Annotated in this window: 2 protein-coding genes; one reads left to right on the top strand and one right to left on the bottom strand. The window is 39.2% G+C overall.

Going from position 1 to position 2,269, the window contains the following annotated elements; all coding sequences use genetic code 11:
• A partial coding sequence (locus tag HMPREF0023_RS00970) for an META and DUF4377 domain-containing protein (RefSeq protein ID WP_008940940.1) occupies positions 1 to 1,097 on the top strand: 1,097 nt, incomplete at its 5' end.
• A gap of 64 nt (positions 1,098 to 1,161) precedes the next feature.
• Here HMPREF0023_RS00970 and gdhA read toward each other — a convergent pair.
• The coding region (gene gdhA / locus HMPREF0023_RS00965) for an NADP-specific glutamate dehydrogenase (protein WP_008940939.1) at positions 1,162 to 2,269 on the bottom strand (1,108 nt) is incomplete at its 5' end.

Below are 2,269 nucleotides of genomic sequence, written 5' to 3'. Positions count from 1 at the left end.
ACTTAATTCTTGCTTTACTCCCTTTTTCTTTGATGGCGTGTCAAACGGTACAAAATGTTGCAGATCATGTAAGCACAGAAGTCAACATGGCTGCTGCAAAAAAACTCACTGATTATCGCTGGACTTATCAAGCATCTACAGCCTCAAAACCATTGGTACTAAACTTTAATAGTAACCAACAATTATCAATCCAAACGGGTTGTAATGGTCAAGGGGGTACTTGGAAAGTTGAAGGCGGCAATATCATTACAACTTCAGCATTGGTATCAACGATGATGGCATGCTCTGATGATTTAATGCAGCAAGAACGCTTATCAGCAGATATCTTTAGCGAGAAAAAAGTACCGTTCCAAGTCAGCACATCAGATAACCAAGCAATTTTGACTGTAACCGACAGTAAAGGTCAAAAACACGTATTTACAGGTGTTAAAATGACTGAAAGCAAACTTTTGACCAACTATACTTGGTCTTACCAACCAACTGAAACTAAAAAACCAATCGTTTTAAGCTTTTTAGATAACAATCGTTTATCAGTAGACACTGGTTGTAACCGTCAAAATACATCTTGGAAAGTTGAAAATGATGTGATTGTTACAGGTGATTTGGCTTCTACACTTATGGCGTGTGAACCTACACTGATGAAACAAGAACAATTCGCTGGCGATCTTTTACAAAAGCGCCAAATTCCATTTGAAATGAATGTAAGCGACTTGGATCAACCGACGCTTGTCGTACGTGATACGAAAGGTCAAGCTTATACATTTGTTGGTAAAATGACACCTGAAGCGAAGTACCAAACTGAGCCAAAAACAGTATTCTTGGAAATTGCACCAGAAACAAAATCATGTGTTGGCGTAGCACCACAAACTTGTATGCAAGTTCGTGAAATTAAGTATGATGACAAAGGCATCAAAACTTATGCTGATAAAGACTGGTCACTTTATTATGGTCAAATTGAAGGATTTGAACATAATCCAAATCAACGTGTAATCGTTCGTGTTAAGCGTTTTGAAGTTAAAAACCCAGCAGCAGACCAATCAAGCCTAGCTGATGTATTAGATATGGTTGTTGAACAAGAAGTTGTTAAGAAACCTTAATACATTGCTATAAATAAAAACTCCGATGTTTTTACATCGGAGTTTTTATTTGCTCGGTAAAATACTAATAAATACCTTGAGCCAAAATTGCATCAGCAACTTTCACAAATCCTGCAATATTTGCTCCATCCACATAGTTCACTGTACCATCTTCTTTGGTGCCATATTTCAAACAATTGGCATGAATATCTTTCATGATGGCATGTAATCGCTCATCAACCTCTCCATGCGACCAACCTAGACGCAAAGCATTCTGTGACATTTCAAGACCAGACGTCGCAACACCACCCGCATTGGATGCTTTACCTGGAGCATAGAGAATTTTGGCGGTAATGAACTTTTCAACTGCATCTAATGTACAAGGCATGTTTGCACCTTCTGCAACACAGATCACCCCATTTGCAAGTAATGACTCAGCATCTTTTTCTTCTAATTCATTTTGAGTTGCACATGGTAAGGCAATATCTACGGGAATATGCCAAGGTGTCTTACCTTCAAAATATTCAAAACCATGTCTTGACGCAAACTCGGAAATACGACCACGCTGAATATTTTTAAGCTCCATAATTTCAGCCAGCAATTCATCGGTAAAACCATTTTTTAAATATACTGTGCCGTTTGAATCAGAGAGTGTTACGACTTTTGCCCCTAAAAACATTGCTTTTTCTGCCGCAAATTGAGCAACGTTTCCTGAACCTGAGATTGAAACTATTTTGTCAGTAAAATTTTCACCGCGCGTTTTGAGCATTTCCTCAGCAAAATACACTGCACCATATCCAGTGGCTTCTGGGCGCATCAGGCTTCCACCAAACGAAACTCCTTTGCCAGTAAACACACAAGCTGTATCGTTACTGAGCTTTTTCATCATGCCAGCCATGAAACCGACTTCACGCCCCCCAACGCCAATATCGCCCGCTGGAATATCAGTATTCGGACCTAAATGACGATATAATTCGATCATTAAGGCTTGGCAAAAGCGCATAATTTCAGCTTCTGACTTTCCTTTTGGATCAAAATCCGAACCGCCCTTTCCACCACCCATAGGTAATGTAGTTAAAGCATTTTTAAAAGTTTGTTCAAAGCCTAAAAACTTTAGAATCGATAAATTCACCGATGGGTGAAAGCGCATACCACCTTTATATGGGCCAATCGCAGAATTGTATTGAATACGG

This window comes from Acinetobacter sp. ATCC 27244, assembly GCF_000156555.1.
GTDB lineage: Bacteria > Pseudomonadota > Gammaproteobacteria > Pseudomonadales > Moraxellaceae > Acinetobacter > Acinetobacter haemolyticus.
This window is presented reverse-complemented; position numbering and strand designations above follow the sequence as displayed.